Genomic DNA, 22,100 nt, shown 5'->3' on the forward strand with positions numbered 1-22,100 from the left:
ATTGTTCATATATAGTATACCATTGAATTCGATTTTTGTCAACAATGATTGAGCACTTATTCATATATTATTTAAATAAAAAGATTTACCCTTAGGTAAACCTTTTAAATATATGATAAAGGATCAACTGGTCTTCCATTAACCTGAACCTCAAAATGCACATTTGGTCCTGTTGTATTACCGGTATTACCGGATTTTGCTATTAAATCACCTTTTGAAACTCTATCTCCAGTATTGACTATCAACTTAGAATTGTGTGCATAAAGTGTTCTCATTCCTTTTTGGTGTTCAATAATAATAGTTTTACCATAACCTCTAGCCCAACCACTATATACAACTCTACCTTCACCTGATGCTTTCACTTTCGAACCTGAAGGAGCTGCATAATCAATACCTTCATGCATTCTACCCCATCTCCTACCAAAATAAGACGAGATTCTTGCATATACTGGTTTAGTAAATACTTTTTCAAGGCGATCACGATAACCAAATTCAGGTTTTGCTCCAGGTAAGATTAATGTATCACCAGGTTGAACCCTATTTGGATTATTAATTAAATTACTGGCAATAATTTTGTTTAAACTTATATTAAACTTATCAGTAATAGATGAAAGATTCTCCCCCGGACTTATTTTATATAAGATCCCTTTTACTGGAAGAACCTTAATCGTTTGACCGGGTTTTATTTTATTAATATTATTAATATCGTTTGCCCCAATTAAAGTATCTAAATCCACATTGTGCTTTTGAGCAATATCCCAAAGAGTTTCACCGTTTTCTACTCTGTGCTTTTTTATTTGATTAATTAAGCCAATTCTACTGCCCGGCTTTCGACTATTTTCTTTAACTAATTCTTCAGTAAAACCCTGACTGGAGCTTTCAATATTATACTTTGTGTCTTTATCTTTATATAATTTTTCTATGTATTCTAATTTATTATTAAATTCTAACTGATTTTCTGCAAAATTAAGATCTGAATTCTCTGAGAGGTTAAATTCGTCTTTGATTTTAACAAAATCGGTCTTTCTCTCCAGTGCATTTTTTCGCTTTTCCGTTATAATCAAACTAAAATCTGAATTTTCTTTTGAGTTTCGCTTAAGATCAAGTTCTTTTTTTACAGAAATAGATCCTCTGGGAACTCTTGTGCTTTCCAAATGCCGCTCTCCCAGAACAAAGTTTTTGTAAATTATTGTAAATGCAATTAATAAAAGAATAGCTGTAAATCTTTTTTTCATATTTCAGATTGCCCCCTGTTTTCATTAGTATTGTATAAAAATAGTAAAGAATAGAATAAACTTTTAATGTATGAGCAGATGTTCAAACATATTATACTATATTTCTTCCCTAGCGTCAAAAAAATCTTACACCCTACTATTCACCGGACTTAATTAAATTATTGAAACAGGAGTAAAAACTCAATTTGTTAAAATGAAAACTATATGCTATAATAATTTAATAAAAATATATTGGAGGTTATTTATGGAAATTATCAAGTACTTAGTTTTAGGCGTAATCCAGGGAATAACTGAGTTCTTACCAATCAGCAGTTCAGGGCATATTGTGCTTTTTAAATATTTTTTAGATATTAAAGCTGGACTGACAATTGACATCTTTTTGCATTTTGGAACTTTACTGGCAATATTTTTTGTGTATTACCAGGATATACTAAATATGATTTATTTTAAGGATGAATATAAGACTTTTAATCTATATATCATAATCGGCTCAATCCCTGCTGCAGTTGTAGGGATATTTTTTGAAGATTTTTTTGAAAAAATGAATTCTTCTTTAACTGTTGTCGGGTTTTTTTTAATAATTACCGGTATAATACTCTGGCTAACTAATAAAATAACAATCAATAAACGGCAGATAAAAGATATGTCGATTTTAGATTCGATTTTTATAGGACTAGCTCAGGCACTTGCAATTTTCCCCGGTTTATCTCGCTCTGGATCTACTATAGCTGCCGGCTTATATAAAAATTTAAACAGAGAACTTGCTACCAAATTTTCGTTTATTCTTTCTATACCTGTCATAGGAGGAGCAACTCTTCTCAAACTAAAAGAATTAACTTTAAATGGTACAACTGACCTAAATTATTTCTATCTATTTTTAGCTACTATATCATCAATGATCACAGGTTATCTTGCTATTAACTTTTTCTTAAAAATGATAAAGGAACAAAAACTTCATTATTTTGCCTATTATTGTATTCCACTTGGATTAATATTAATATTTTCTTTATAATATCAGATTTGACAAGAGTTAGTCCTTTCAACTTCTTTTTCAATCAGTTTTTATTGTTACTATACTAACTTTTTCCCCTTTGTTCTGCATTGTGGACTTAATATTTCTTCCATTTGTCTTTGATTGTATTAAAGCAAAAGACAGTGATAATTGTCCAATAACAGATATTATTAACAAAAACCCCCAGAAAAGCTCCATCATTAATCGAAAAAATGAAGCTTCTCTGAGGGGATATCATCTCTAAGTTCAGTTTACAATTATAAATTCACTAAAAATTAATTACCTTATCAGCCTCAATAATCCACTGAGTAAATTCTGTCATATTACTTAACTCTACCCCATCAATTATCTCCTCCTCTAAATATTATAATTCACGTAAAGATTCTAACTTATCTAAAACATGTTCAATTTCATCCCTGGTTGTATATTTACCAAGACTAAATCTCACAGCACCTCTTCCAGTTTCCATAGTCACAGACATAGCTTTTAAGACCGAAGAAATTTCTACTGAATCAGAATGGCAGGCTGAGCCTGTAGATAAAGCTATATTATCTAAATGATCCAGAATTTCCTGACCACTGTAATCTAAAAAACTAATATTTAAAGTGTTTGGTAAGCGTTTAGTCGGATGGCCATTCAGAACTACTCGATCTTTAAAGTTTTTCTGCAGCTGCTTCTGAAAATAATCTCTTAATTCTTTAATCTCCCCGGGAGTATTATGCTCAAAGTCAGCTTTCTTTTCCTGAAGCAGATTTTCCGCAAGTTCACAGGCTTTACCAAGAGCAACATCAAAAATTACATTTTCTGTCCCCGCTCTTTTTCCCATTTCGTGTCCTGCTCCATGAATTAAAGGTTCTATCTCAATTCCATCTCTTATATAAAGTGCACCAATCCCTTTTGGGGCATAAACTTTATGACCGGCTACTGATAGAAAATCTACTCCCAGCTTTTTAACGTCTGTTTCAATTTTCCCCACAGATTGAGCAGCATCGGTATGCAATAAAATGTTGTTTTCTGAGGCTATTTCAGCTATTTCTGCCAGTGGCTGAATAGTTCCTGTCTCATTATTGGCATGCATGATGCTAATTAAAATTGTCTCGTCAGTTAGAGCAGCTTTTAATTGCTCAATATCTACTACTCCATCCTGATCTACAGGCAAATAAGTAACTTCATAACCGTTTTCCTCAAGAAACTTACAGGGAGAGATCACAGCAGGATGTTCTATTTCGGAAGTTATAATATGCTTACCCCGATTTTGATAAGTATAGGCAACACCCTTGAGCACCATGTTATTTGACTCACTTCCTCCAGAAGTAAAAATAATCTCCTCTGGTGAAGCATTTAATAAACTGGCAACTTTTTTTCGAGCTTCTTCTACAGCCTGTTTTGTTTTTGATCCCAGTTCATGACTGCTTGAGGGATTACCAAAATTTCCATAAATATATTCTTCCATTGCTTCAGCTACTTTCTTATCAATTGGTGTTGTAGCATTATAATCAAGATAGATCATAGATTAACACTTTCCTTTCTGAACTTAAATATAAAAACATTATTATTTAGCTAAATTCAAAATCTTTCTAGCTCCATTGATTACTACAATAAACACAATACCTCCAATTATTAAATCAGGCTTATTTGAGTCAAAAAAATAAACTAAAAGTCCTGAAATAATTACTCCCGAATTTACAATTAAATCATTTGAAGTGAAAATCCAACTTGCTTTCATATGTGCTTCTTTGCTATCGGATTTTTGGAATAAGTAGAGACAATACAAATTAGCAATAAAAGCCAAAATAGATACAATTATCATTGTACTAAAATCAGGCATTTTTCCAAAACCAAAAAACCTTCTTAATACTTCAATAAATCCAAAGGATGCAATAAAAATTTGAAAATATCCTGCAAGTTTTGCAACTTTCTTCTTAAGAAGAATGCTCCCACCTACTGCAAAAAGGCTAACTAAATAAACTATTGAATCTGAAAACATATCTAAACTATCAGCAACAAGCCCCATTGAATTTGCAATTAACCCTGCAGTCATTTCAAAAAGGAAAAAACCAAAATTAACTAAAAGAACAGTTTTTAGAAGTTTTTTCTGACTCTGAGAGTCATTTGTAATCTCATTATTTTCATCCTGGATTTCAATAACTTTTTCTAATCTGGAATCCAGTTTTAGCTCATCTAAATAATTTTTTATTCTTTCATCTTTTTGTGAATGAAAAACAATAAGTTTCCTTTTTTCAAGATCAAAATCAAGTTTTTGGATTAATTTAATTGACCCAAGTTTTGTTTCAATTAGATTTTTTTCCGAGGGACAATCCATCTTTTTCACTTTAAAAATACTTTTATACATATAAACCTCCTTTGATAGTTAATATATAAACCGCAGGGCAAAAACAATTTCAGACTCAACAAATTAGTTATATGGGAAGAAAAAAACCGAATTAAAATTTCCCTTTATTACTCTCTACTTTTATCTTATCATAAGGCCATAGTTATAAAAACAAAAAGCCCCAGAACCCCAGAAAAGCTCCATCAATAACTGAACAAAATGAAGCCTCTCTAATGGTAAATCATCTCCAATTGAAATGCTGATTTTATTCGATTCTCCACCGTGATTTCACCGCAGTGAGCCTCAACCACCGTTAAATACCGCAGTAAAATATACAGTATTTTACAACTATATGGGATATTTCCAACACTAGATTGCTGTTATGACAGGGATTATAAGAAAAGCTGCTAACATAAGGAACTTCGGCAAAACTCTCCGAAGCCTTGAGCGTAGGTTCGACTCCTACCGGGGGCACCATTTTATTATATGCTATTTTTAAGCATTTTCAAGATCAGAAGCTAATTCTTCTGGCCTTATATTTATCATTTCTACCCCATACTGGTGTAATTCGAAAAGAAATGAAACTCGATCCATACCTACCATTTCTGCCGCCATACCAGAGGATATTCGTTTGAGTTCAAATAGTTTGACCACCATTGCCATTTTAGCTTCTCTTTCAAATTTTTCAGGACTCTCCTGAAGTAAATCAGGCAGATTATAAGGATATTCAATTACTAGCTTTCTTGACATGATAATGACCTCCCTATTTGTATTAAGGTAAAAAAATAGCCAGACAATATGCCTGGAATAATCAAATATGACTCAGAATATCTTCTATCGCTATTTTAAGTTGTGGTATTTTATTTTCAATTACATTCCAAACTATTTCTAAGTCAACTCCAAAATAGTCATGTATTAATATATCTCTTAGGCCAGCAATTTTTCTCCATTCTAAATCAGGATATTCCTCACGAATATCAGTGGGTATGTTTTTAACAGCTTCCCCTATAATTTCAAGATTTCTAACAATAGCATCTTGAACCATCTCTTTTTCTTTAAATTCTTTATAAGACATATTTTCTGAATAATTCTGAACTTTATTTATCGAATTTAAAATATCCCTTAAATATACTTCAGGCCTCCGCATATTTAGCACTTCCTAGAATATCTTCCTTTAATTCTTCTTTTAAGGCATCTTTAATCACAAGATCTACATCTTTATTTAAATTATCTTCAAGATAAAATTTTAAATCCATATAATTATCAAAGGTCTTCTCTCCTTTTTTAAATTCAACAAGAAGATCAATATCACTATTATTAGTAGCCTGACCACTAACATATGAGCCAAATAAGGCAATACTTTTAACTCCGAATCTATTTAATGTACTTCTATTACTCTGTAAAAATTTAAGGATTTCTTGACCTGTCATATTATCGACCTCCTATTTCTTTCTTCTATTTCAAGATCTTTGTTCTTAGTATGAGCAACATAGAGTTCTCTTTCAGGGTATTTCTTATGAAGCTCTCTATAGGCGGTCATAGCCTCACCACTATTATTAAATTTATCCAGAACTGCTATTTTATCAACCACTCTTTTTTTCTGATCTGAATGAGCTTCTATCGCCTCTAATAGAATCCAACAGTCAGGATAGCCATCTCTAATATCTTTCCATTTCATCTTGAAATCATCCCTTTATTACTTTCTACTTTTATTATATCACAAAGCCATAGTTATAAAAATAAAAACCCCCAGAAAAGCTCCATCATTTACTGAACAAAATGAAGTATCTCTGAGGGTAAATCATCTCCCATTGAGATGCTAATTTTATTCTATTTCCCACCATGATTTCACCGCAGTGAGCCTCAGCCATCGTTAAATACCGCAGTGGAATATATAGTATTTTACAACTATATGGGATATTTCCATCAATAGATTGTTGTTATGACAAGGATTATAGAGAAAACTGCTAATATAAGGAACTTCTACAAAACTCATCGAATCCTTAAGCGTTGATTCGACTCCTACCGGGGCTACCATTTGTTTCTATTGGCTAAATAATTATGTATCCTCTTTTTATAAATTTTATTATGGATTTTAATAATTCCATTTTGTTTTCTGAACAATCCATATGTTTTACCCTGTTTTATTACTGAATTAACAATAGCATAATTAATAATTCTACCATCGATAACTATTTTCTCACACATTTCCTCTAACTCACTAACTTTTCCCATGTTTTTTATTAAAATATCAAAATGAAGTAATTTTCTATTTAATATTAGCTCTACTGCTTGATCCAAATACTTTTCCTGCCATCTATTTTCATTATCTTGAATTATCTCATCATCAATTACTTCTACCAACTTACTTACTAAAAACGGATGACCTGAGGTGTAATAATATAATTTTTCAACAAATTCATCTGCATTCAGTTCAATGTTCCTTTCTGCTGAATATTCTCTTAACATTGAAGCAATTTCTTTTATTTCCAGCTCAAAATCAATATTAAATTCACTGGCGATATTCCAAATACTGTTATATATTATTTCATTAGAAGAATCATTAATCATAATATCATTTATATTATGCATTCCTGCCAGTATTATGCTATGAAAAGTTTTTACTCTTTCTGCCTGTGCTAAATTAAATTTTGCCTGTAGCATTTCAAGAAAATCAAAAAATAGTTGATTAATATAGCCTTTATCTACATCATCTATGATCAATACAACTCTTTTCTCGCTTTTTTCTATCAGATTAGTAATGAGATAAGACAAATTTAAAAAATCATCTATATTATCGACTTCTTTTTCTAATAAATTCACTAATTCAGTATCTCCATTAAATTTTAAACGATCTCTAATAGTTAAAATAAATTCTCTACAAAAATCACTGGTGCTGCTAAATATACTTTGATCAAAATCTTCAAAAGTAATATTAATAACTATATAATTCATTTTTTCTAGACTCTTTCGCAATAAATATAATATTGTGGTTTTACCTGTTTGATGAGGTTTACTAATTATAAAATACTTGCCTGCCTCAACCATCTTTTCAATTTCTCTAATTTTTTTGCTCACATCAGCCATATAATGTTTTTCTGGAATACAGACACCGGTAGTGTTAAATTTTTTCATTTAGCTCACCTCATTTTCAGCTTCAAGTTATGCTTATTATACCACAGTGGCTAACTTAATTAAATCAAAGCAGTCATTGAATTTGATCTGTCCTGAAAGCTCTAGCAATTCTATGTTTATCAGTTTTTTCATAAACCTCTTCTTCCTGTCCACCTAACTTAATTCCACGATAATAGAAGCTTCTTAGATTATTGGTTTCCTTAACATTGGTAAATCTAATGTATCGATTCTGGGGATTAGTAGTTGTAAAAATCAGTGACTCTTTATTCAGTTTCTCCAGAGGTCTTAGATTATGAGAAGTGAAGACCAACTGTCCTTTTGCTCTATCCTGATCTACAGATAAATAAGTAACTTCATAACCGTTTTCCTCAAGAAACTTACGGGGAGAGATCACAGCAGGATGTTCTATTTCGGAAGTTATAATATGCTTACCCCGATTTTGATAAGTATAGGCAACACCCTTGAGCACCATGTTATTTGACTCACTTCCTCCAGAAGTAAAAATAATCTCCTCTGGGGAAGCATTTAATAAACTGGTAACTTTTTTTCGAGCTTCTTCTACAGCCCCTTTTGTTTTTGATCCCAGTTCATGGCTGCTTGAGGGGTTACCAAAATTTCCATAAATATATTCTTCCATTGCTTCAGCTACTTTCTTATCAATTGGTGTTGTAGCATTATAATCAAGATAGATCATAGTTTAACACTTTCCTTTCTGAACTTAAATATAAAAAATTATTATTTAGCTAAATTTAAAATCTTTCTAGCTCCATTGATTACTACAATAAACACAATACCTCCAATTATTAAATCAGGCTTATTTGAGTCAAAAAAATAAACTAAAACTCCTGAAATAATTACTCCCGAATTTACAATTAAATCATTTGAAGTGAAAATCCAACTTGCTTTCATATGTGCTTCTTTGCTATCTGATTTTTGGAATAAGTAAAGACAATACAAATTAGCAATAAAAGCCAAAATAGATACAATTATCATTGTACTAAAATCAGGCATTTCTCCAAAACCAAAAAATCTTCTTAATACTTCAATAAATCCAAAGGATGCAATAAAAATTTGAAAATATCCTGCAAGTTTTGCAACTTTCTTCTTAAGAAGAATGCTCCCACCTACTGCAAAAAGGCTAACTAAATAAACTATTGAATCTGAAAACATATCTAAACTATCAGCAACAAGCCCCATTGAATTTGCAATTAGCCCTGCAGTCATTTCAAAGAGGAAAAAACCGAAATTAACTAAAAGAACAGTTTTTAGAAGTTTTTTCTGACTCTGAGAGTCATTTGTAATCTCATTATTTTCATCCTGTATTTCAACAACTTTTTCTAATTTAGAATCCAGCTTTAGCTCATTTAAATAATTTTTTATTCTTTTATCTTTTTGTGAATGAAAAACAATAAGTTTTCTTTTTTCAAGATCAAAATCAAGTTTTTGGATTAATTTAATTGAACCGAGTTTTGTTTCAATTAGATTTTTTTCCGATGGGCAATCCATCTTTTTCACTGTAAAAATACTTTTATACATATTAACCTCCCTCTATAAATTAAGTTTATCTCTTTAATACTCGCTTATTCGCAGTTTTTCATATTTCTTTGAATTAGAAAAACAGAAACTTAAGACATAAATATTAATTTTTGGAAATATAGAAACGACCTGATTAAAAATCTAACTCTTTTCTAAAAAATTACTCTATGGTCGCTTTGGATCTCCACATAACCATGGCGGTCTTACCTCCCATATCTCCCAGGATCTATGTCCCAACATTCCTTCGTTCTACCTTCCCATGGGTGGAGGCCGGCTCTGCTCCTATACCGGGTCTTAACTTCTGTTAAGCCCTTTTGGTGTAAATAATTTCCGGCTAATCCAGTCTTCCTCTTTCAAAGTTCTATTACTCAACTTTAAACAAACTTTCTTAAGTCAACAAACTTAGTAAACATTAACAACAATACACTTCATACTTAAGCTACTTCCTGTAAATCTAAATTTCTCTCAATATCGTTCATCAACTTTTGACCATCATAATTAACATGTTTTTGACCCAGTGCAAAAAATATTCTAATCAATTTGCAAGCCAGAGCTTTCATTGACTGCTTTGGTTTTAAAGGGTTTTTTCTTCGAGTAGTATAGTATTCATGCAGCTGTTTAAACTCCTCATTTTTAGCCAGTATCGGCAGCATAACTCTGTAGAGTAATGCTCGTAATCTGGGTCTTCCTCTTTTAGTTATCCTGGTTTGCCCCAAATGTTTACCTGAGCTGTGTTCTTTTAAGTTTAAACCTGCCAGTTTCTGTATCTGTCTGGGATGATCATAATCATTTATATTCCCAACTTCTGCAATAAAACCGGCCACAGTGATTATCCCTACACCCTTTACTGACTCCATATATTTAGCTTCTTCCATACTGTTAAATAACTTTTCTACTTTTTCTTCAAGCAGTTCTTTCTGGTTGTTTAAAAGCTCATACTGCTCAAGTAAATTCCTTAATTCATACCGGGTGAATTCTCCACCTTCTTTAATACCAATTGAATTTAAAGCTGCTTTTTTAAGCTTTCTGGCTCTTTTAATACCTACACCTCTATTAGCACCTTTTCTAAAAATCTCAACTATTTCTTCCTCAGTTTTTTCAAGTATTAATTCTGGCAAAAAGAGTTCTTTTAAAATTGCAACTGATGCTTTTCCACTCCATTTTTTAAAAACAGTTTGATATTCAGGAAAATATTTATCTATCAGCTGCTGAATTTTATTTGAAAGATTCACTATATCCTTAACTAATCTTTCTCTGTGAGTCATTGCTACTCTTAGATCTGCATATTCTTTTTCCGGCATATGTGGTATTGAATATCTGCCATCTATTACTAGTTTAGCTATGACTTTAGCATCTTTTCTGTCTGTTTTAGTTGGTGAATTATCATCAAGAGACTTACTCTTTTTAACATGAGCTGGATTTACTACTACCCTCAAAAAATCTGTCTTTCTTCTTAGATATTCTTCCAGGGGTAACCAGTAATGTCCTGTTGGCTCCATACCAACTATTACATTATCCTTATTTTCCTTCTCACTTACTTTTTTAACCCAGTGTAGAAGTTTTTTAAAACCTGCTTCATTGTTTTCAAAAAAGATTGCCTTATCATATTCTATTCCTCTAAAATTGAAGGCTCTTGCTGCATGTTTATTCTTTGCGATATCTACTCCCACTACCAGTGTTGAAACTTTTACTTGCATAATCTTTTTGTTTTGAGTATAATTCATATTAGATACCTCCTTGGTTTTTTAGAGATCAGAATGACCTCTGATACTCCGTATTATACCAAGGGGGTATTTTTTTGTCGATACTGATTTTTATTCATTACAGGAATGCTCCTATTATTGATTAATTTAATAACATTTAAACGTTTTCTATAACTCGCTCCAGTCTTTCCTTGATTTCCTGTGCTATTTCGTTAACTTTTTTATTCTCTGACATTCCAAGTGCTTTTTCAGGATCAATTGCTGCCAAATTAACCTCTTGATTATCATTTTCATAAATTATAACATTACAGGGAAGCAAAAGACCAAGTTCAGGTTCTTCTCCTATTCCTTCAAAAGCAAAAGCAGGATTACAGGCTTCAAGAATAACATAATTGCTCATCTCTTTATCCAACTTTTCTTTAAATATCTTTTTCATATCGAGTTCTGCCAGCACACCAAATCCTTCTTCTTTTAGCTCTTCTTTTACTTTGTCAATTGTTTCCTGATAAGAAAGTTTAACTGTTTTTCTAATTCCATAATTGCTCATAATTTTCCCCCTTTATATTCTTAAATATCAATTTCCATTGTAATTAAATGCTTAAGTTGTCCAGTATTTCGTTCAAATCTTCTTTAGAAATTTCACCTTTTGCATAACACTGTCTTGCTAATTCTTCTGGACTACTCTCATCAAAACGACTTCGCTCTTTATTGCCGGAGCCAACATGTTTATGATTATCATATCTGTGGTTATTTTTTCTAGTATATTCTCTGAATGGATAATAAACCACTCCAATGATTACTCTCCAGAAAATTATTGAAGCTCCTCCGCCCATCATTCCAGATCACATTCCATCTTACCAGGCCAAATCCAGGTTAAGCAAAAATTAACTCCTGCAACAATGACTGTTTATATAACTAAAGTAATAATTAAATTTCTTTTCATTTAAGTGACATCCTTTGAAACTTAAGTTCAAACTTTCCAATATACCTCCACTAGGTATCTTAAACATAGTATAACACTCAGGATTGCTCCTGTCAACAACAATATCGTGATAATCAAATATTTCTTTGTTACTGTCCTGTCAACTTTGATCTAAGACTATTTTAAAATATTAATGTGAAAAGAATGTGAATTTATTAAAAAAATATTATTAATTCTAATAAATTAAGACCAGTTTTCATTACCTTAAATTTAGGCATAAAAAAAGAGCTGCGGGGACAGCCTCAGTTAAGAGATTATCCAGACAACTCATTGTCTTTATTAATGATATAATTAGATTAAGATTGATAATATAAAACTAAGTTTAAAAGATTGTTTTTCTTCTATTTCAAGTTGTAATTTTATTAAAAATTATTATTTGAACTATCTGCTTTAATCTGTAAACTTGGACAGCACACCCATTAATTCATCTATAACTTTATCTCCCTCTTCATCTTTAACTGCTCTTTGAACACAGCCGTGGACGTGTTTATCCAGAATTTTTAAACCAACTTTTTTAAGTCCCCCCTGTACAGCATTGATCTGATATAAAACATCAACACAATATTTATCTTCTTCTATCATCCTCTGCAACCCACGAACCTGGCCTTCTATCCTTTTTAACCGGGCTTTTAAGTCTTTTTTATCTAGATCACATAATGAATTCATATAACCACCCCATTTTAATATTACTGTTTAATAAAAAAAAATATTATATTTCTAAACTTATTTCTCATTTTCCTTTTTCGTTTTACCATCTCCACAACAATCAGGAACATCATTTCCATACTCTTTCTGATTAGCTGAGGCAAGTTTATCAATAAATTTTTGCCACCAATTCTTACTTTTACTCATACTTTCCTCCTAATAATCCCCAATACTTATTATATTAAATAAAAAATTCTATAATCTCCAAAAATTTAATTAATAACTATACACTATACCCCAATACCGTATACTAATAATATACCACACTCTAATTTAATTTTCAAGAGATACTTTTCTTCCAAATATCCAATATTTAAGCATTATATCACCCCTTTCGGCAAAAACTTTCTTATAAATTCTACATCATAATTTATTATTAAATGTAAATATTTAGATTTACCATGACATACCATCTAATGCCTGTTCAGATTTACTCTCTTCAATCCAGATAGCTAATTTATTTGGGACACATATAATTGAAGGTCCTGGTTCACTAATCCACCCAATTTTTTCATCAATTCTCAATGGATCAGCTGGTGGTGCCTTTTTAACTCTTACTCTACCATTATGTGCCTCAATAATTGTAGTTCCAATTGGACCATCTGCCTCTATAATTAAAGGCTCACTTTGATAAGTTTCATTTATTTTTACTTGTTTTTGTCTTCCATTAGCTGTTTGGATAACAATAATATATTCATCTTCCTTAGTATTCTGGTTCAGAATACTATTTGGAAATAATATAAATGATAATGAAATGATAGCTATAATAACAATTAAAACCTTATCATAAAATGTCATGAGTTCCCATGCTTTGCTCATTTTTATCTCCCTTAAAAATTTACGTTTCCATAATGTGTGACTGTCAAATTATAAAAAGTTGCTTAAAATCAATCCCAAAAAAACACCGTTTATAATACCAAAAATTGCTGTGTATCCTTCAGCTTTTTTATGTGCATCAGGAATAAGCCCATCAAATGTAATATATAACATTGCTCCAGCTGCCAGACCTAAAGAAATAGATAAACTCAGATTTGAAATATTTCCTAAATAAGCTCCCAGAAAAGAACCTATACCCATAGGAATACCAGACAACAATGTAATTAAAATAACTTCTACATTCTTTAAACCTGCTAAACTCAAAGTGGTAGCAACTGCCATTCCTTCTGGAAAATTTTGTACAGCCATAATCACAGCTAAACCCAGACCTAAATTATCAGCAGAACTATAACCAGCTCCAATTGCTAAACCCTCAGGTATATTATGCAGAGCAATACCAACTGCCAGCAGAATACCGGCCTTTAAATAATGACTCTCATCATCATCTATTGAAACAAAATTTTGATGCGGAAATAACATATCCAAAATACTAATTAACATAGCTCCTAAAAATAATCCAGTTAGACTGCTCCAGATTGAACCGGTTATCTGTGCTTCAGGAATCAGATCTAAAAAAACTACAACAGTCATAATCCCTGCGGAAATCCCTAAAATTATACTTAAAAATTTTGTTTTGATTTCTCTAACTAATAATACAATTAAGCCACCACCCACAGTTCCTAATGTACCAGAAAAGAAACCAATAAGGGATACATATAACAAATAATTCATTTTTATCATCCTTAATTTCTTATAACATTTTAACAACTCAATTTTCTACATATGAAAATTATTTAATTCCTTAAATTGATAAATATTATATAGTTATTAAACCAGAAAAACCCATAAAAGCCATCGCCATAATACCAGCAATAATCAAAGTTACTGGTACACCTTTTAATACTCCCGGTACATCGCCAAATTCTAATTTTTCTCTCAGTCCTGCCATCAATACAATCGCCAGAGTAAAACCTATTCCGGCACCAAATCCAAATACTGTACTGCCGATAAAACTGTATCCATTAAGTGGAATTAGTAGCGCCAGTCCTAAGATTGCACAATTTGTTGTGATTAATGGCAGAAAGATTCCTAATGATTTATAAAGTACAGGACTTGTTTTCTTAATAAACATCTCTACAAACTGGACCAGAGATGCAATTACTATAATGAAAGATACATACTGTAAAAATGGTAAATTTAATGCTTCTAAAATATAGGTGTTAATCAGCCATGTTGCAGCACCAGTTAAAGTCATAACAAATGTTGTTGCTAAACCCATCCCCACGGCAGTCTCTACCTGTTTTGATACACCCAAAAAGGGGCAAATCCCTAAAAATCTAACCAAGATAAAGTTATTAACAAAAACTGTTCCAAAAAAGAATAGAACAAGTTGGGTGAATTCTGACATCTTTAATTCCTCCTATTAGTGACATGTGGTATCATTTGTAGCATTTTTACTAATCACATTCATAATTGCTATTAAAATCCCCAGTGTGATAAATGCTCCTGCAGGTAATACCATAATAACCATCGGTCTATACCAGTCTCCCAGTATTTGTAGTCCAAACATTGAACCCATACCAAATAATTCTCTCACCGCACTCAATAAAAGTAAGGCCCATGTAAAACCAATTCCCATTCCCAGAGCATCTGCAAAAGACCGATGAACAGGGTTCTGAGATGCAAAAGTTTCCTGTCTTCCTAAAATCAAACAGTTAACAACTATTAAGGGTACAAATAAACTTAATGAAGCAGCAATAGAAGGATAAAAAGCTTTTAAGAAATAGTCAACAAAAGTAACAAATGTAGCGATAATTAGTATGTAACTTGGTATTCTAACATTACCAGGAATTAATTTTTTAATTAAAGAAATTACAATTTCTGAAGAAATGAGAACAAAAGATGTAGCTAATCCCATAGCTAAACCATTTACCATAGTATTAGTTACAGCCAGGGTAGGGCACATCCCAATAACAAGACGAAAAACAGGGTTTTCCTGCCAGAGCCCATTTTTAAAATCAGAAATTAACTGTTTTGCTTTAACGGCCATTAACTTCCACCTCCATAAGCATTATTGATCATGCTGACAGCTTCCTCCACAATTCTGGTGGTGTTGGCTGACGAAATAGTAGCTCCTGCAACCGCCTGGACTTCCATAGTTTCCGACGGAGGAGTTTTTACCAATTCATAATCACCAAAGGGTTTGTCAGCAAAATTACTCTTGTATTCTTCTTCTGTAATTCGAGCTCCCAGTCCGGGAGTTTCCTGATGATTTAGGATACTAATCCGAATTATTTCTTCTGCTTCCAGATCAACTCCGATCATTAATTCTATCGGTCCATTGTAGCCACCACCACTGTGCTGATAGGCTACTCCTACTCGATTACCACTACTGTCATAACCTTCGTAAAAAATCTGACTCTCTCTTTCTACCTGATTGATTTCTTCCGCTGTGGGTAAGACTTCATTAATTGCAATTCTTCTTGTTTCTTCCTGATTTGCCTCAATATATGGAATTGTCCACTGATAGACAAAGGTCAATAATATAGCAGATATTATCCCAATAGTTGCTAAGGTTATAATCATGGCTTTTGTACTATTCTTTTCCATTTATCTCACCTCTCCTAAACTGCGGGGTCTTGTATATCTGTTAATTAAAGGTACTGCTGTATTCATCAATAAAATACTGTACATTACACCTTCTGGATATCCCCCCCAGAGTCTAATGATCACAACTAAAAGGCCGGCTCCAATTCCAAAAATCCAGCGTCCCAACTTTGTTGTTGGACTGGAGACCATATCAGTAGCCATAAATAGGGCCCCGATCATTAAGCCACCTGCGAAAAGATGAAAAATTGGATCTGAACCAAAGGCAAAAGTGCCTAAAAATACTGTTCCAACCATTGCCAGCGGAATTCTCCAGTTGACATAGCCTTTATATAAAAGATAAGAAAAACCTAATAATAGAGCTAAGGCTGATGTCTCTCCTAAAGAACCACCAATCTGACCTACAAAAAGATTCCAGGTATCAGTTGCAATCCCTTCCATTTTCATCTGACTTAAAGGTGTTGCAGAAGAAACTCCATCTACAGTCCAGGTAGTCATTAAAACTGGATAAGAAGCTGTTAAAAATGCTCTCCCAACTAAGGCTGGATTAAATGGATTTTGTCCGATTCCACCAAAAACCTGTTTTCCCAGACCAATAGCAACTACTGAACCAAAAAATGCAGTCCAGAGAGGTATAGATGGTGGTAGAGTAAGTGCTAATAATAATCCTGTAACTACTGCACTTCCATCTTTAATCATAATTTTTTTATTTCTTATTTTTTGAAATATGTATTCTGTTAAAACTGCACCAACAACAGCTGCCAGAATCACAGATAGTGCTCTTGCTTTAAAGAAATATACAGCAGCAAAAACTGCAGGCAAAAGAGCAATAACAACTGACCACATTATTTTTTTTACTGAATCCTGTGATCTGACATGTGGTGAGGATGTTACAATTAATTCGTTATTCATTATTGATTATCCTCCTTAATTCTTTTCTCTTTTTTTGGCCATAACCTGTGACTTACCAAGACGCAGATGATGAACCAGAGGTATTTTAGCCGGACAGACAAATGAACAGGAACCACACTCAATACAGCTTAAGACCTGCCAGTCTTCCAATTCCTCCACCATATCATTTTTCGCATAATTTGCCAGTTGAGTCGGCATCAAAAACATCGGACAGGCATCAACACATTTAGCACAGTTAATACAGGGAGAAGGTTCATATTCTTCAACTTCATCCTCAACTAAAACCAGGATGCCGGATGTACCCTTTACTCCAGGAATATTTAAATTCTTTTGAGCCACTCCCATCATAGGTCCACCTGTAATTACTTTGGCCGCATTATCTTTTAAGCCACCCGCTTCTTCTACCAGGTCACCAATATTTATACCTATCCGATAAATCAAGTTCTGGGGAGAATTAATTCCACGGCCTGTAATCGATATAGATCTTTCGTAAAGTGGCTTTCCATCTCTAATTGCATCTGCAACTGCAGCTGCTGTAGATGTATTATTAACCACAACTCCTACATCAAGCGGCAGCCCTCCAGCCGGAACTTCTCGACCAAGAATAGCTTCAATTAACATTTTTTCTCCACCCTGTGGATACTTTGTCTCTAAAATCTTAACTTCAATATTAGCTTCATCGTTAACCGCATCCTGCATACTCTCGATTGCTTCAGGTTTATTTTCTTCAATACCAATAAAACCTGTAGATGCACCTGCAGCTTTCATTAGAGCTTTTAAACCAAAGACAATACTCTTTGGTTTCTCCACCATTACCCGATGATCAACAGTTAAATAAGGCTCACATTCTGCTCCATTTAAAATTACATGATCAACACTTTTGTCATCTGGAATAGAAACCTTAACATGAGTTGGGAACATTGCCCCACCCATCCCTACTATTCCTGCTTCTCTTATAATTTTTCTTATCTGATCAGAATCTAGTTGGTCCAGATTGTCATGGTTTTCCAGACCCGAATTAAGTGTATCTTCCTCTGCTGCCTCAATTACCACAGCATCAACAACATTTCCTCCCGGATCTGTCACTTTTCTGATTTCCTTAACAGTTCCTGAAACCGAAGCATGAATAGGAGCACAGACAAAACTATCACTATCAGCAATTTTTTGTCCAAGATCAACCTGATCTCCTTTTTTAACAAGAACCTTGAGCGGTGCACCTATATGCTGTTTTAGAGGAATAATTACTTCCTCAGGACGTTTAGCATTTTTTAAGGGCTTATCCTTTGTTAAATCCTTATTATACTCAGGATGTATACCCTGTTTAAAAGTCAAAGCTTTCACTATATAATTTCACCCCTATTGTGTTATTCTAGATTTAAAAATCATATTAATTTTTGGGGACAGCGTTATAACCTGCTTTTTTTAAGCTCTCAAGAAGTTTTTCTGAACTAACTTTTTCTTTATCATATCTTACAATTGCATTTCCTTTATTTAAACCAACTCTAATTTCTTTAATACCATCAAATTCTCTTAAAATATCAGCAACTACTGTAAAGCAATAAAAACATTTCATTCCTTCTACTTTAATCACTAGTTCTGCATTATTTTTAATTTTTGCAGTCATTATAACCCTCCCCATTAACTATTTATTATTAAATATTTTCAGATGACAAATTTGCAAAATACATTCTTCCCGAATTTTTCTGAAAAAAGCTTGAGATAACTACATTAATTTTTTCTCCTATATGATTTTGACCGCCCTCAACAACTATCATTGTCCCGTCTTTAAGATATGCAATACCCTGCCCCTGTTCTTTTCCTTTTTTGATAATTTCCACTTTCTTTTTTTCTCCTGGTAAAAGAACCGGTTTAAGAGCATTAGCCAATCTATTTATATTAATAACATTAATCCCCTGTAATTCAGCAAGTTGATTCAAATTATAATCGCTGGATATTAAATCAGCATTTAATTCTTTAGCCAGGTAAACCAACTTATGATCAACCTCCTGACTATTAACTTCTCTATCTAAAATAACAATATCCTCTCCAAGATCATTTTGTAATTTTTTTAATATTTCCAATCCCAATCTACCTTTTTTTCTTTTTAACTCTCTATCCGAATCTGCAATATTTTGTAATTCTTCTAATACAAAGCGGGGAACAATTAAAATCCCATCTATAAAATTGTTTTTATAAACTTCAAATATTCTTCCATCAATAATAGCACTTGTATCAATTATTTTAGGGGATGACTCAGAATAATACCTATCATTACCTTTAACATCAGATTCTTTAAATAAGATATAATCTATTTCTTCTTCTTTACAAAGTATTATATACACGGTAATAATGATTATAATTATATTAATAAAAACTATTGTTTTTTCACTAAAAAACGGAAGTAATATAAATTTCGACATTGAGTAAGCTAATAAAACTCCCAAAAATAAACTAAATAAAATTAACAATATTTTTTTTATAGATAAATGGTCTATTTTTTTCTTAATGTTATTCGTCAATAACTTTAAATTAGGGTATAAAAGCAAAATAATACTTGTCACACTTATTCCAACTAAAATTTTTAAACTTAGATCTTTTTCAAGTAATTGAATCTTAAAAAAAGTATGCAAAATATAAAATAAGATAAGGATGATCCCTGTTAATATGGCGCTTAATATTCTCCAGTTATAATTTTTAAGTTTTTTAATTTTAACCCACCTCATCTCTCAACCAGCTACTAAAATATAAATCTGTACAGCTTAAAAATCAGTTAAGATAATAATTATCTAGAGATTTAAACAAAACTGTTATCTTCTTTCTTATTTTCATCTGATTTTTCAAGCTCTTCTAATTCTTTCATAACCTGTTTCTCTTTTTCCAGATCTACTTTATAAAGATCAACTTCTATTTCTTCAGAATCTAGATTAGAAGCTTTATCCTGTTTTTTTGAAGATTTAGCAGCTGTTTTTTCTTCCTTCTCAGAACTCCCCTCAGCATTAGCAGCAGCACTATCACCAATTAGAGATGCCGTCCATTTACCACACCGGTCACCTGTAACAGCAATCACTTTACTATCAGCTATGACTTTGATTACCTCACAGTTATTGGCACAGTCCTCACATTCAAAACTTGTTGTTTCAAACTCCTGCTCTGTTAAATCAAAACCTCTAAAACTGCTTTCCTGACCACTTCTTTTGACATCTCTTTTGGCCAGCATAGCAATTCCAATTGACCCCATTACATCGTGATGTTCAGGGACAATTACTTCAGCTCCAATCTCTTCTTCAAAAGCTGCTTTGATCCCGATATTGGCTGCCACACCACCCTGGAAGATATATTCTCCTTCTAAAACTCGATTACGAACCAGGTTATTCATGTAATTTCTGACCAGTGCTTCTGAGAGACCATTGATGATTTCAGGTTTAGTAAATCCATACTGCTGCTTTGAAATCATGTCAGATTCCGCAAAAACCGTACAGCGGCCTGCTATCCTGACATCTCGGTCAGCTTCTAAGGCCAGACCTCCAAATTCTTCAATGGGCACTCCCAGTCTTTCTGCCTGATGGTCCAAAAAAGAACCAGTACCGGCTGCACAGACAGTGTTCATCGCAAAATCAACTGCAATACCATCTTCCACAATAATTAGTTTGGAATCCTGTCCCCCGATTTCAAAAATGGTACCGGCTTCAGGATGATAATAGGTGGAAGCCCGGGCATGAGCTGTAATCTCATTTTTAACTGTATCTGCACCCAGCACATAGGCAATCAGCTGTCTCCCACTGCCTGTAACTCCAACTCCACTAATCTTATAATTTTCAAGTTCAATTTCTTCCCTTAATTTTGCTAAACCTTCTTTAACCAGTTTGATGGGGTTACCTGAGTTACGGGTATAAAGTTTAAAAACAAGTTCGTTTTCTTCATCAATAGCAACAATATTGATACTAACTGATCCTATATCTACACCCAGATAAAGATTATTCATCTACATAACCTCCCTATAATTTTTTTCTCTGATCATATCCAAAAATGCTTCCACTCTGGTCAGTACATTTGCATCAGCAGTCTGTTCATCAATAGAAATTGTTAAAACAGGTATCTCATATTTTTCTGATAGATCATCCATTACACTCTGAGACACCAGTTCTGGCAGACAGCCAAAGGGTTTAAGATGAATAATCCCATCAAAGCCTTCTTCCTTAAAATTAATGGCATGACCAATATTTCCCTGAGCATGACCGCCAATTCCAATTTCAATAAATTCTTCTCCCTTTTTCTCAATTTTTTCTAAGTCTCTGTCGAGAAACGGAAAAGCATTTTCTCTAATCCAGTTTGTTAGATACTGGGAACGTTCAACCTCAAAACCAAAGCGATTTACTTTTTCTTCAATCTGGTTGTTAATTGACTCTTCCATTACAACATAAATTTCGCCAATAATTCCAATTTTATAGCGCTCAGCTTCAACTGGAATTGAATCCTCAAATTTAATCAGTTTATTTAAATATTTATTTTTAATTTCCTTTATCTCTGCAGTATTTTTAATCTGGTAAAAATCTTCCTGAGCCTGCATCCAGAGCTTATTAATTGTTCCTTTGTCATTATAGGCTCTTAAGATTTCTATCTTTTTTTCTATTTCATCTAAAGCTTTTGTCAGCTCATAAACAATTTTTATCACTCGACCGACCTGCAGCCAGGAGCTGTCTCCTTTTAATCGTTTAATAACCTCATAAAAGTATTTATAATCATCATGAGGAGAGTCAATAACAATAATCTCCACTTCATGACCTAAATCCTGAAGGATTTTTTTGTGCACTTCACCATAATATCCAGCCCGGCAGGGTCCATGACCACCACTGGTAACCAGAGCATCTAAATTCTTATCCATCAATTTTAAATAGATACCAGTAATCACTTTAAAAGGAAAACAGGCAAATTCAGGACTGTATTTTACCCCCAGATCAATAATTTCTTTATCTGGTTTGGGCGGCATTACCACATCATGTCCCAGCAGTTCAAATAATTTGGCATATACAATTGTTGGTCCCATATAAGGAAAAGATAGTCTCAT

26 protein-coding genes and 1 pseudogene are annotated in these 22,100 nt (G+C 32.8%); 1 reads left to right on the forward strand and 26 read right to left on the reverse strand.

Going from position 1 to position 22,100, the window contains the following annotated elements; translation table 11 throughout:
- Nucleotides 1–104: 104 nt before the first annotated feature.
- Nucleotides 105–1,235 carry a M23 family metallopeptidase gene (locus DFR80_RS06780; protein ID WP_089717708.1) on the reverse strand — a complete coding sequence of 377 codons (1,131 nt, stop codon included), beginning with the start codon at nt 1,233–1,235 and terminating at the stop codon, nt 105–107.
- A 244-nt stretch (nt 1,236–1,479) separates the two neighbouring features.
- Between DFR80_RS06780 and DFR80_RS06785 the strand changes: the two genes are divergently transcribed.
- Nucleotides 1,480–2,247 carry an undecaprenyl-diphosphate phosphatase gene (locus DFR80_RS06785; RefSeq protein WP_073158304.1) on the forward strand — a complete coding sequence of 256 codons (768 nt, stop codon included), beginning with the start codon at nt 1,480–1,482 and terminating at the stop codon, nt 2,245–2,247.
- Nucleotides 2,248–2,611: 364 nt separating this feature from the next.
- Here DFR80_RS06785 and DFR80_RS06790 read toward each other — a convergent pair whose 3' ends face one another.
- The 25 genes and pseudogenes from DFR80_RS06790 to DFR80_RS06905 all read right to left on the reverse strand — a co-directional run bounded on the left by DFR80_RS06790 (nt 2,612) and on the right by DFR80_RS06905 (nt 22,100).
- A complete protein-coding gene (locus DFR80_RS06790; RefSeq protein ID WP_114489541.1) occupies nt 2,612–3,757 on the reverse strand; it encodes a cysteine desulfurase family protein in 1,146 nt (381 codons plus the stop codon).
- Between the two features lie 42 nt (nt 3,758–3,799).
- A complete protein-coding gene (locus DFR80_RS06795; protein ID WP_114489542.1) occupies nt 3,800–4,600 on the reverse strand; it encodes a cation transporter in 801 nt (266 codons plus the stop codon).
- Nucleotides 4,601–5,074: 474 nt separating this feature from the next.
- Entirely contained in the window at nt 5,075–5,329 is a 255-nt protein-coding gene (locus tag DFR80_RS06800; RefSeq protein ID WP_114489543.1) for a UPF0175 family protein, read from the reverse strand.
- A gap of 61 nt (nt 5,330–5,390) precedes the next feature.
- Nucleotides 5,391–5,726 (reverse strand): DUF86 domain-containing protein, encoded by a 336-nt coding sequence (locus DFR80_RS06805; RefSeq protein ID WP_089655593.1) that lies wholly within the window; start codon nt 5,724–5,726, stop codon nt 5,391–5,393.
- Nucleotides 5,713–6,009, reverse strand: a complete 297-nt coding sequence (locus DFR80_RS06810; protein ID WP_089655594.1) for a nucleotidyltransferase family protein — start codon at nt 6,007–6,009, stop codon at nt 5,713–5,715. The genes DFR80_RS06805 and DFR80_RS06810 overlap by 14 nt, the downstream gene beginning before the upstream one ends.
- Nucleotides 6,006–6,257, reverse strand: a complete 252-nt coding sequence (locus tag DFR80_RS06815) for a hypothetical protein (protein ID WP_089655595.1) — start codon at nt 6,255–6,257, stop codon at nt 6,006–6,008. The genes DFR80_RS06810 and DFR80_RS06815 overlap by 4 nt, the downstream gene beginning before the upstream one ends.
- A gap of 353 nt (nt 6,258–6,610) precedes the next feature.
- Nucleotides 6,611–7,714 (reverse strand): AAA-like domain-containing protein, encoded by a 1,104-nt coding sequence (locus DFR80_RS06820; RefSeq protein ID WP_089655596.1) that lies wholly within the window; start codon nt 7,712–7,714, stop codon nt 6,611–6,613.
- Nucleotides 7,715–7,787: 73 nt separating this feature from the next.
- Nucleotides 7,788–8,408: a cysteine desulfurase family protein gene (locus DFR80_RS15390; protein WP_233493758.1), complete on the reverse strand. Its 621-nt coding sequence runs from the start codon at nt 8,406–8,408 to the stop codon at nt 7,788–7,790.
- A 41-nt stretch (nt 8,409–8,449) separates the two neighbouring features.
- Nucleotides 8,450–9,250 (reverse strand): cation transporter, encoded by an 801-nt coding sequence (locus DFR80_RS06830; RefSeq protein WP_114489544.1) that lies wholly within the window; start codon nt 9,248–9,250, stop codon nt 8,450–8,452.
- A 434-nt stretch (nt 9,251–9,684) separates the two neighbouring features.
- Entirely contained in the window at nt 9,685–10,974 is a 1,290-nt protein-coding gene (locus tag DFR80_RS06835; RefSeq protein ID WP_114489545.1) for an IS110 family transposase, read from the reverse strand.
- Between the two features lie 136 nt (nt 10,975–11,110).
- Nucleotides 11,111–11,500, reverse strand: coding sequence for a DUF302 domain-containing protein (locus DFR80_RS06840; RefSeq protein WP_073158316.1), 390 nt, complete (start codon nt 11,498–11,500; stop codon nt 11,111–11,113).
- A gap of 43 nt (nt 11,501–11,543) precedes the next feature.
- A complete protein-coding gene (locus DFR80_RS06845) occupies nt 11,544–11,789 on the reverse strand; it encodes a hypothetical protein (protein WP_073158318.1) in 246 nt (81 codons plus the stop codon).
- A gap of 536 nt (nt 11,790–12,325) precedes the next feature.
- Complete coding sequence (locus tag DFR80_RS06850) at nt 12,326–12,601, reverse strand: metal-sensitive transcriptional regulator (RefSeq protein WP_114489546.1); 276 nt, start codon at nt 12,599–12,601, stop codon at nt 12,326–12,328.
- Between the two features lie 57 nt (nt 12,602–12,658).
- Nucleotides 12,659–12,787 (reverse strand): LDCC motif putative metal-binding protein, encoded by a 129-nt coding sequence (locus DFR80_RS15460; RefSeq protein ID WP_255417020.1) that lies wholly within the window; start codon nt 12,785–12,787, stop codon nt 12,659–12,661.
- Between the two features lie 249 nt (nt 12,788–13,036).
- Nucleotides 13,037–13,459: a NusG domain II-containing protein gene (locus tag DFR80_RS06855; RefSeq protein ID WP_114489547.1), complete on the reverse strand. Its 423-nt coding sequence runs from the start codon at nt 13,457–13,459 to the stop codon at nt 13,037–13,039.
- Nucleotides 13,460–13,507: 48 nt separating this feature from the next.
- The gene (locus DFR80_RS06860; protein WP_158537689.1) at nt 13,508–14,248 is read right to left on the reverse strand and encodes a ZIP family metal transporter; all 741 of its coding nucleotides are present in this window, start codon (nt 14,246–14,248) and stop codon (nt 13,508–13,510) included.
- Nucleotides 14,249–14,333: 85 nt separating this feature from the next.
- Nucleotides 14,334–14,924 carry an electron transport complex subunit RsxA gene (gene rsxA / locus DFR80_RS06865; protein WP_114489549.1) on the reverse strand — a complete coding sequence of 197 codons (591 nt, stop codon included), beginning with the start codon at nt 14,922–14,924 and terminating at the stop codon, nt 14,334–14,336.
- 15 nt (nt 14,925–14,939) lie between these two features.
- Complete coding sequence (gene rsxE, locus DFR80_RS06870) at nt 14,940–15,566, reverse strand: electron transport complex subunit RsxE (RefSeq protein ID WP_114489550.1); 627 nt, start codon at nt 15,564–15,566, stop codon at nt 14,940–14,942.
- A complete protein-coding gene (locus DFR80_RS06875) occupies nt 15,566–16,126 on the reverse strand; it encodes an RnfABCDGE type electron transport complex subunit G (protein WP_114489551.1) in 561 nt (186 codons plus the stop codon). Before DFR80_RS06875 ends, rsxE begins: the two co-directional genes overlap by 1 nt.
- Nucleotides 16,127–17,035: an RnfABCDGE type electron transport complex subunit D gene (locus DFR80_RS06880; RefSeq protein ID WP_114489552.1), complete on the reverse strand. Its 909-nt coding sequence runs from the start codon at nt 17,033–17,035 to the stop codon at nt 16,127–16,129.
- 15 nt (nt 17,036–17,050) lie between these two features.
- Nucleotides 17,051–18,376 carry an electron transport complex subunit RsxC gene (gene rsxC, locus DFR80_RS06885; RefSeq protein WP_114489553.1) on the reverse strand — a complete coding sequence of 442 codons (1,326 nt, stop codon included), beginning with the start codon at nt 18,374–18,376 and terminating at the stop codon, nt 17,051–17,053.
- A 46-nt stretch (nt 18,377–18,422) separates the two neighbouring features.
- Complete coding sequence (locus DFR80_RS06890) at nt 18,423–18,659, reverse strand: heavy-metal-associated domain-containing protein (protein ID WP_158537690.1); 237 nt, start codon at nt 18,657–18,659, stop codon at nt 18,423–18,425.
- Nucleotides 18,660–18,687: 28 nt separating this feature from the next.
- Nucleotides 18,688–19,455 (reverse strand): PIN/TRAM domain-containing protein, encoded by a 768-nt coding sequence (locus DFR80_RS06895; protein WP_158537691.1) that lies wholly within the window; start codon nt 19,453–19,455, stop codon nt 18,688–18,690.
- Nucleotides 19,456–20,051: 596 nt separating this feature from the next.
- A pseudogene (locus tag DFR80_RS06900) lies at nt 20,052–21,017 on the reverse strand (acyl-CoA dehydratase activase); the annotation flags it as partial.
- The gene (locus tag DFR80_RS06905; protein WP_073158352.1) at nt 21,018–22,100 is read right to left on the reverse strand and encodes an acyl-CoA dehydratase activase-related protein; all 1,083 of its coding nucleotides are present in this window, start codon (nt 22,098–22,100) and stop codon (nt 21,018–21,020) included.

This window comes from Halanaerobium sp. ST460_2HS_T2 (assembly GCF_003337665.1).
GTDB lineage: Bacteria > Bacillota > Halanaerobiia > Halanaerobiales > Halanaerobiaceae > Halanaerobium > Halanaerobium kushneri.

Bases quoted from the DNA above. Each gene is read 5' to 3' on its own strand.
- rsxA (WP_114489549.1), bottom strand. From the start codon at position 14,924: ATGTCAGAATTCACCCAACTTGTTCTATTCTTTTTTGGAACAGTTTTT.
- DFR80_RS06780 (WP_089717708.1), bottom strand. From the start codon at position 1,235: ATGAAAAAAAGATTTACAGCTATTCTTTTATTAATTGCATTTACAATA.
- DFR80_RS06855 (WP_114489547.1), bottom strand. From the start codon at position 13,459: ATGAGCAAAGCATGGGAACTCATGACATTTTATGATAAGGTTTTAATT.
- DFR80_RS15460 (WP_255417020.1), bottom strand. From the start codon at position 12,787: ATGAGTAAAAGTAAGAATTGGTGGCAAAAATTTATTGATAAACTTGCC.
- DFR80_RS06795 (WP_114489542.1), bottom strand. From the start codon at position 4,600: ATGTATAAAAGTATTTTTAAAGTGAAAAAGATGGATTGTCCCTCGGAA.
- DFR80_RS06785 (WP_073158304.1), top strand. From the start codon at position 1,480: ATGGAAATTATCAAGTACTTAGTTTTAGGCGTAATCCAGGGAATAACT.
- DFR80_RS06845 (WP_073158318.1), bottom strand. From the start codon at position 11,789: ATGATGGGCGGAGGAGCTTCAATAATTTTCTGGAGAGTAATCATTGGA.
- DFR80_RS06860 (WP_158537689.1), bottom strand. From the start codon at position 14,248: ATGAATTATTTGTTATATGTATCCCTTATTGGTTTCTTTTCTGGTACA.
- DFR80_RS06875 (WP_114489551.1), bottom strand. From the start codon at position 16,126: ATGGAAAAGAATAGTACAAAAGCCATGATTATAACCTTAGCAACTATT.
- DFR80_RS06890 (WP_158537690.1), bottom strand. From the start codon at position 18,659: ATGACTGCAAAAATTAAAAATAATGCAGAACTAGTGATTAAAGTAGAA.
- DFR80_RS06895 (WP_158537691.1), bottom strand. From the start codon at position 19,455: ATGTCGAAATTTATATTACTTCCGTTTTTTAGTGAAAAAACAATAGTT.
- DFR80_RS06805 (WP_089655593.1), bottom strand. From the start codon at position 5,726: ATGCGGAGGCCTGAAGTATATTTAAGGGATATTTTAAATTCGATAAAT.
- DFR80_RS06850 (WP_114489546.1), bottom strand. From the start codon at position 12,601: ATGAATTCATTATGTGATCTAGATAAAAAAGACTTAAAAGCCCGGTTA.
- DFR80_RS06835 (WP_114489545.1), bottom strand. From the start codon at position 10,974: ATGAATTATACTCAAAACAAAAAGATTATGCAAGTAAAAGTTTCAACA.
- DFR80_RS06790 (WP_114489541.1), bottom strand. From the start codon at position 3,757: ATGATCTATCTTGATTATAATGCTACAACACCAATTGATAAGAAAGTA.
- DFR80_RS06800 (WP_114489543.1), bottom strand. From the start codon at position 5,329: ATGTCAAGAAAGCTAGTAATTGAATATCCTTATAATCTGCCTGATTTA.
- DFR80_RS06820 (WP_089655596.1), bottom strand. From the start codon at position 7,714: ATGAAAAAATTTAACACTACCGGTGTCTGTATTCCAGAAAAACATTAT.
- DFR80_RS06830 (WP_114489544.1), bottom strand. From the start codon at position 9,250: ATGTATAAAAGTATTTTTACAGTGAAAAAGATGGATTGCCCATCGGAA.
- DFR80_RS06810 (WP_089655594.1), bottom strand. From the start codon at position 6,009: ATGACAGGTCAAGAAATCCTTAAATTTTTACAGAGTAATAGAAGTACA.
- DFR80_RS06840 (WP_073158316.1), bottom strand. From the start codon at position 11,500: ATGAGCAATTATGGAATTAGAAAAACAGTTAAACTTTCTTATCAGGAA.
- DFR80_RS06815 (WP_089655595.1), bottom strand. From the start codon at position 6,257: ATGAAATGGAAAGATATTAGAGATGGCTATCCTGACTGTTGGATTCTA.
- DFR80_RS15390 (WP_233493758.1), bottom strand. From the start codon at position 8,408: ATGATCTATCTTGATTATAATGCTACAACACCAATTGATAAGAAAGTA.
- DFR80_RS06905 (WP_073158352.1), bottom strand. From the start codon at position 22,100: ATGAGACTATCTTTTCCTTATATGGGACCAACAATTGTATATGCCAAA.
- rsxE (WP_114489550.1), bottom strand. From the start codon at position 15,566: ATGGCCGTTAAAGCAAAACAGTTAATTTCTGATTTTAAAAATGGGCTC.
- DFR80_RS06880 (WP_114489552.1), bottom strand. From the start codon at position 17,035: ATGAATAACGAATTAATTGTAACATCCTCACCACATGTCAGATCACAG.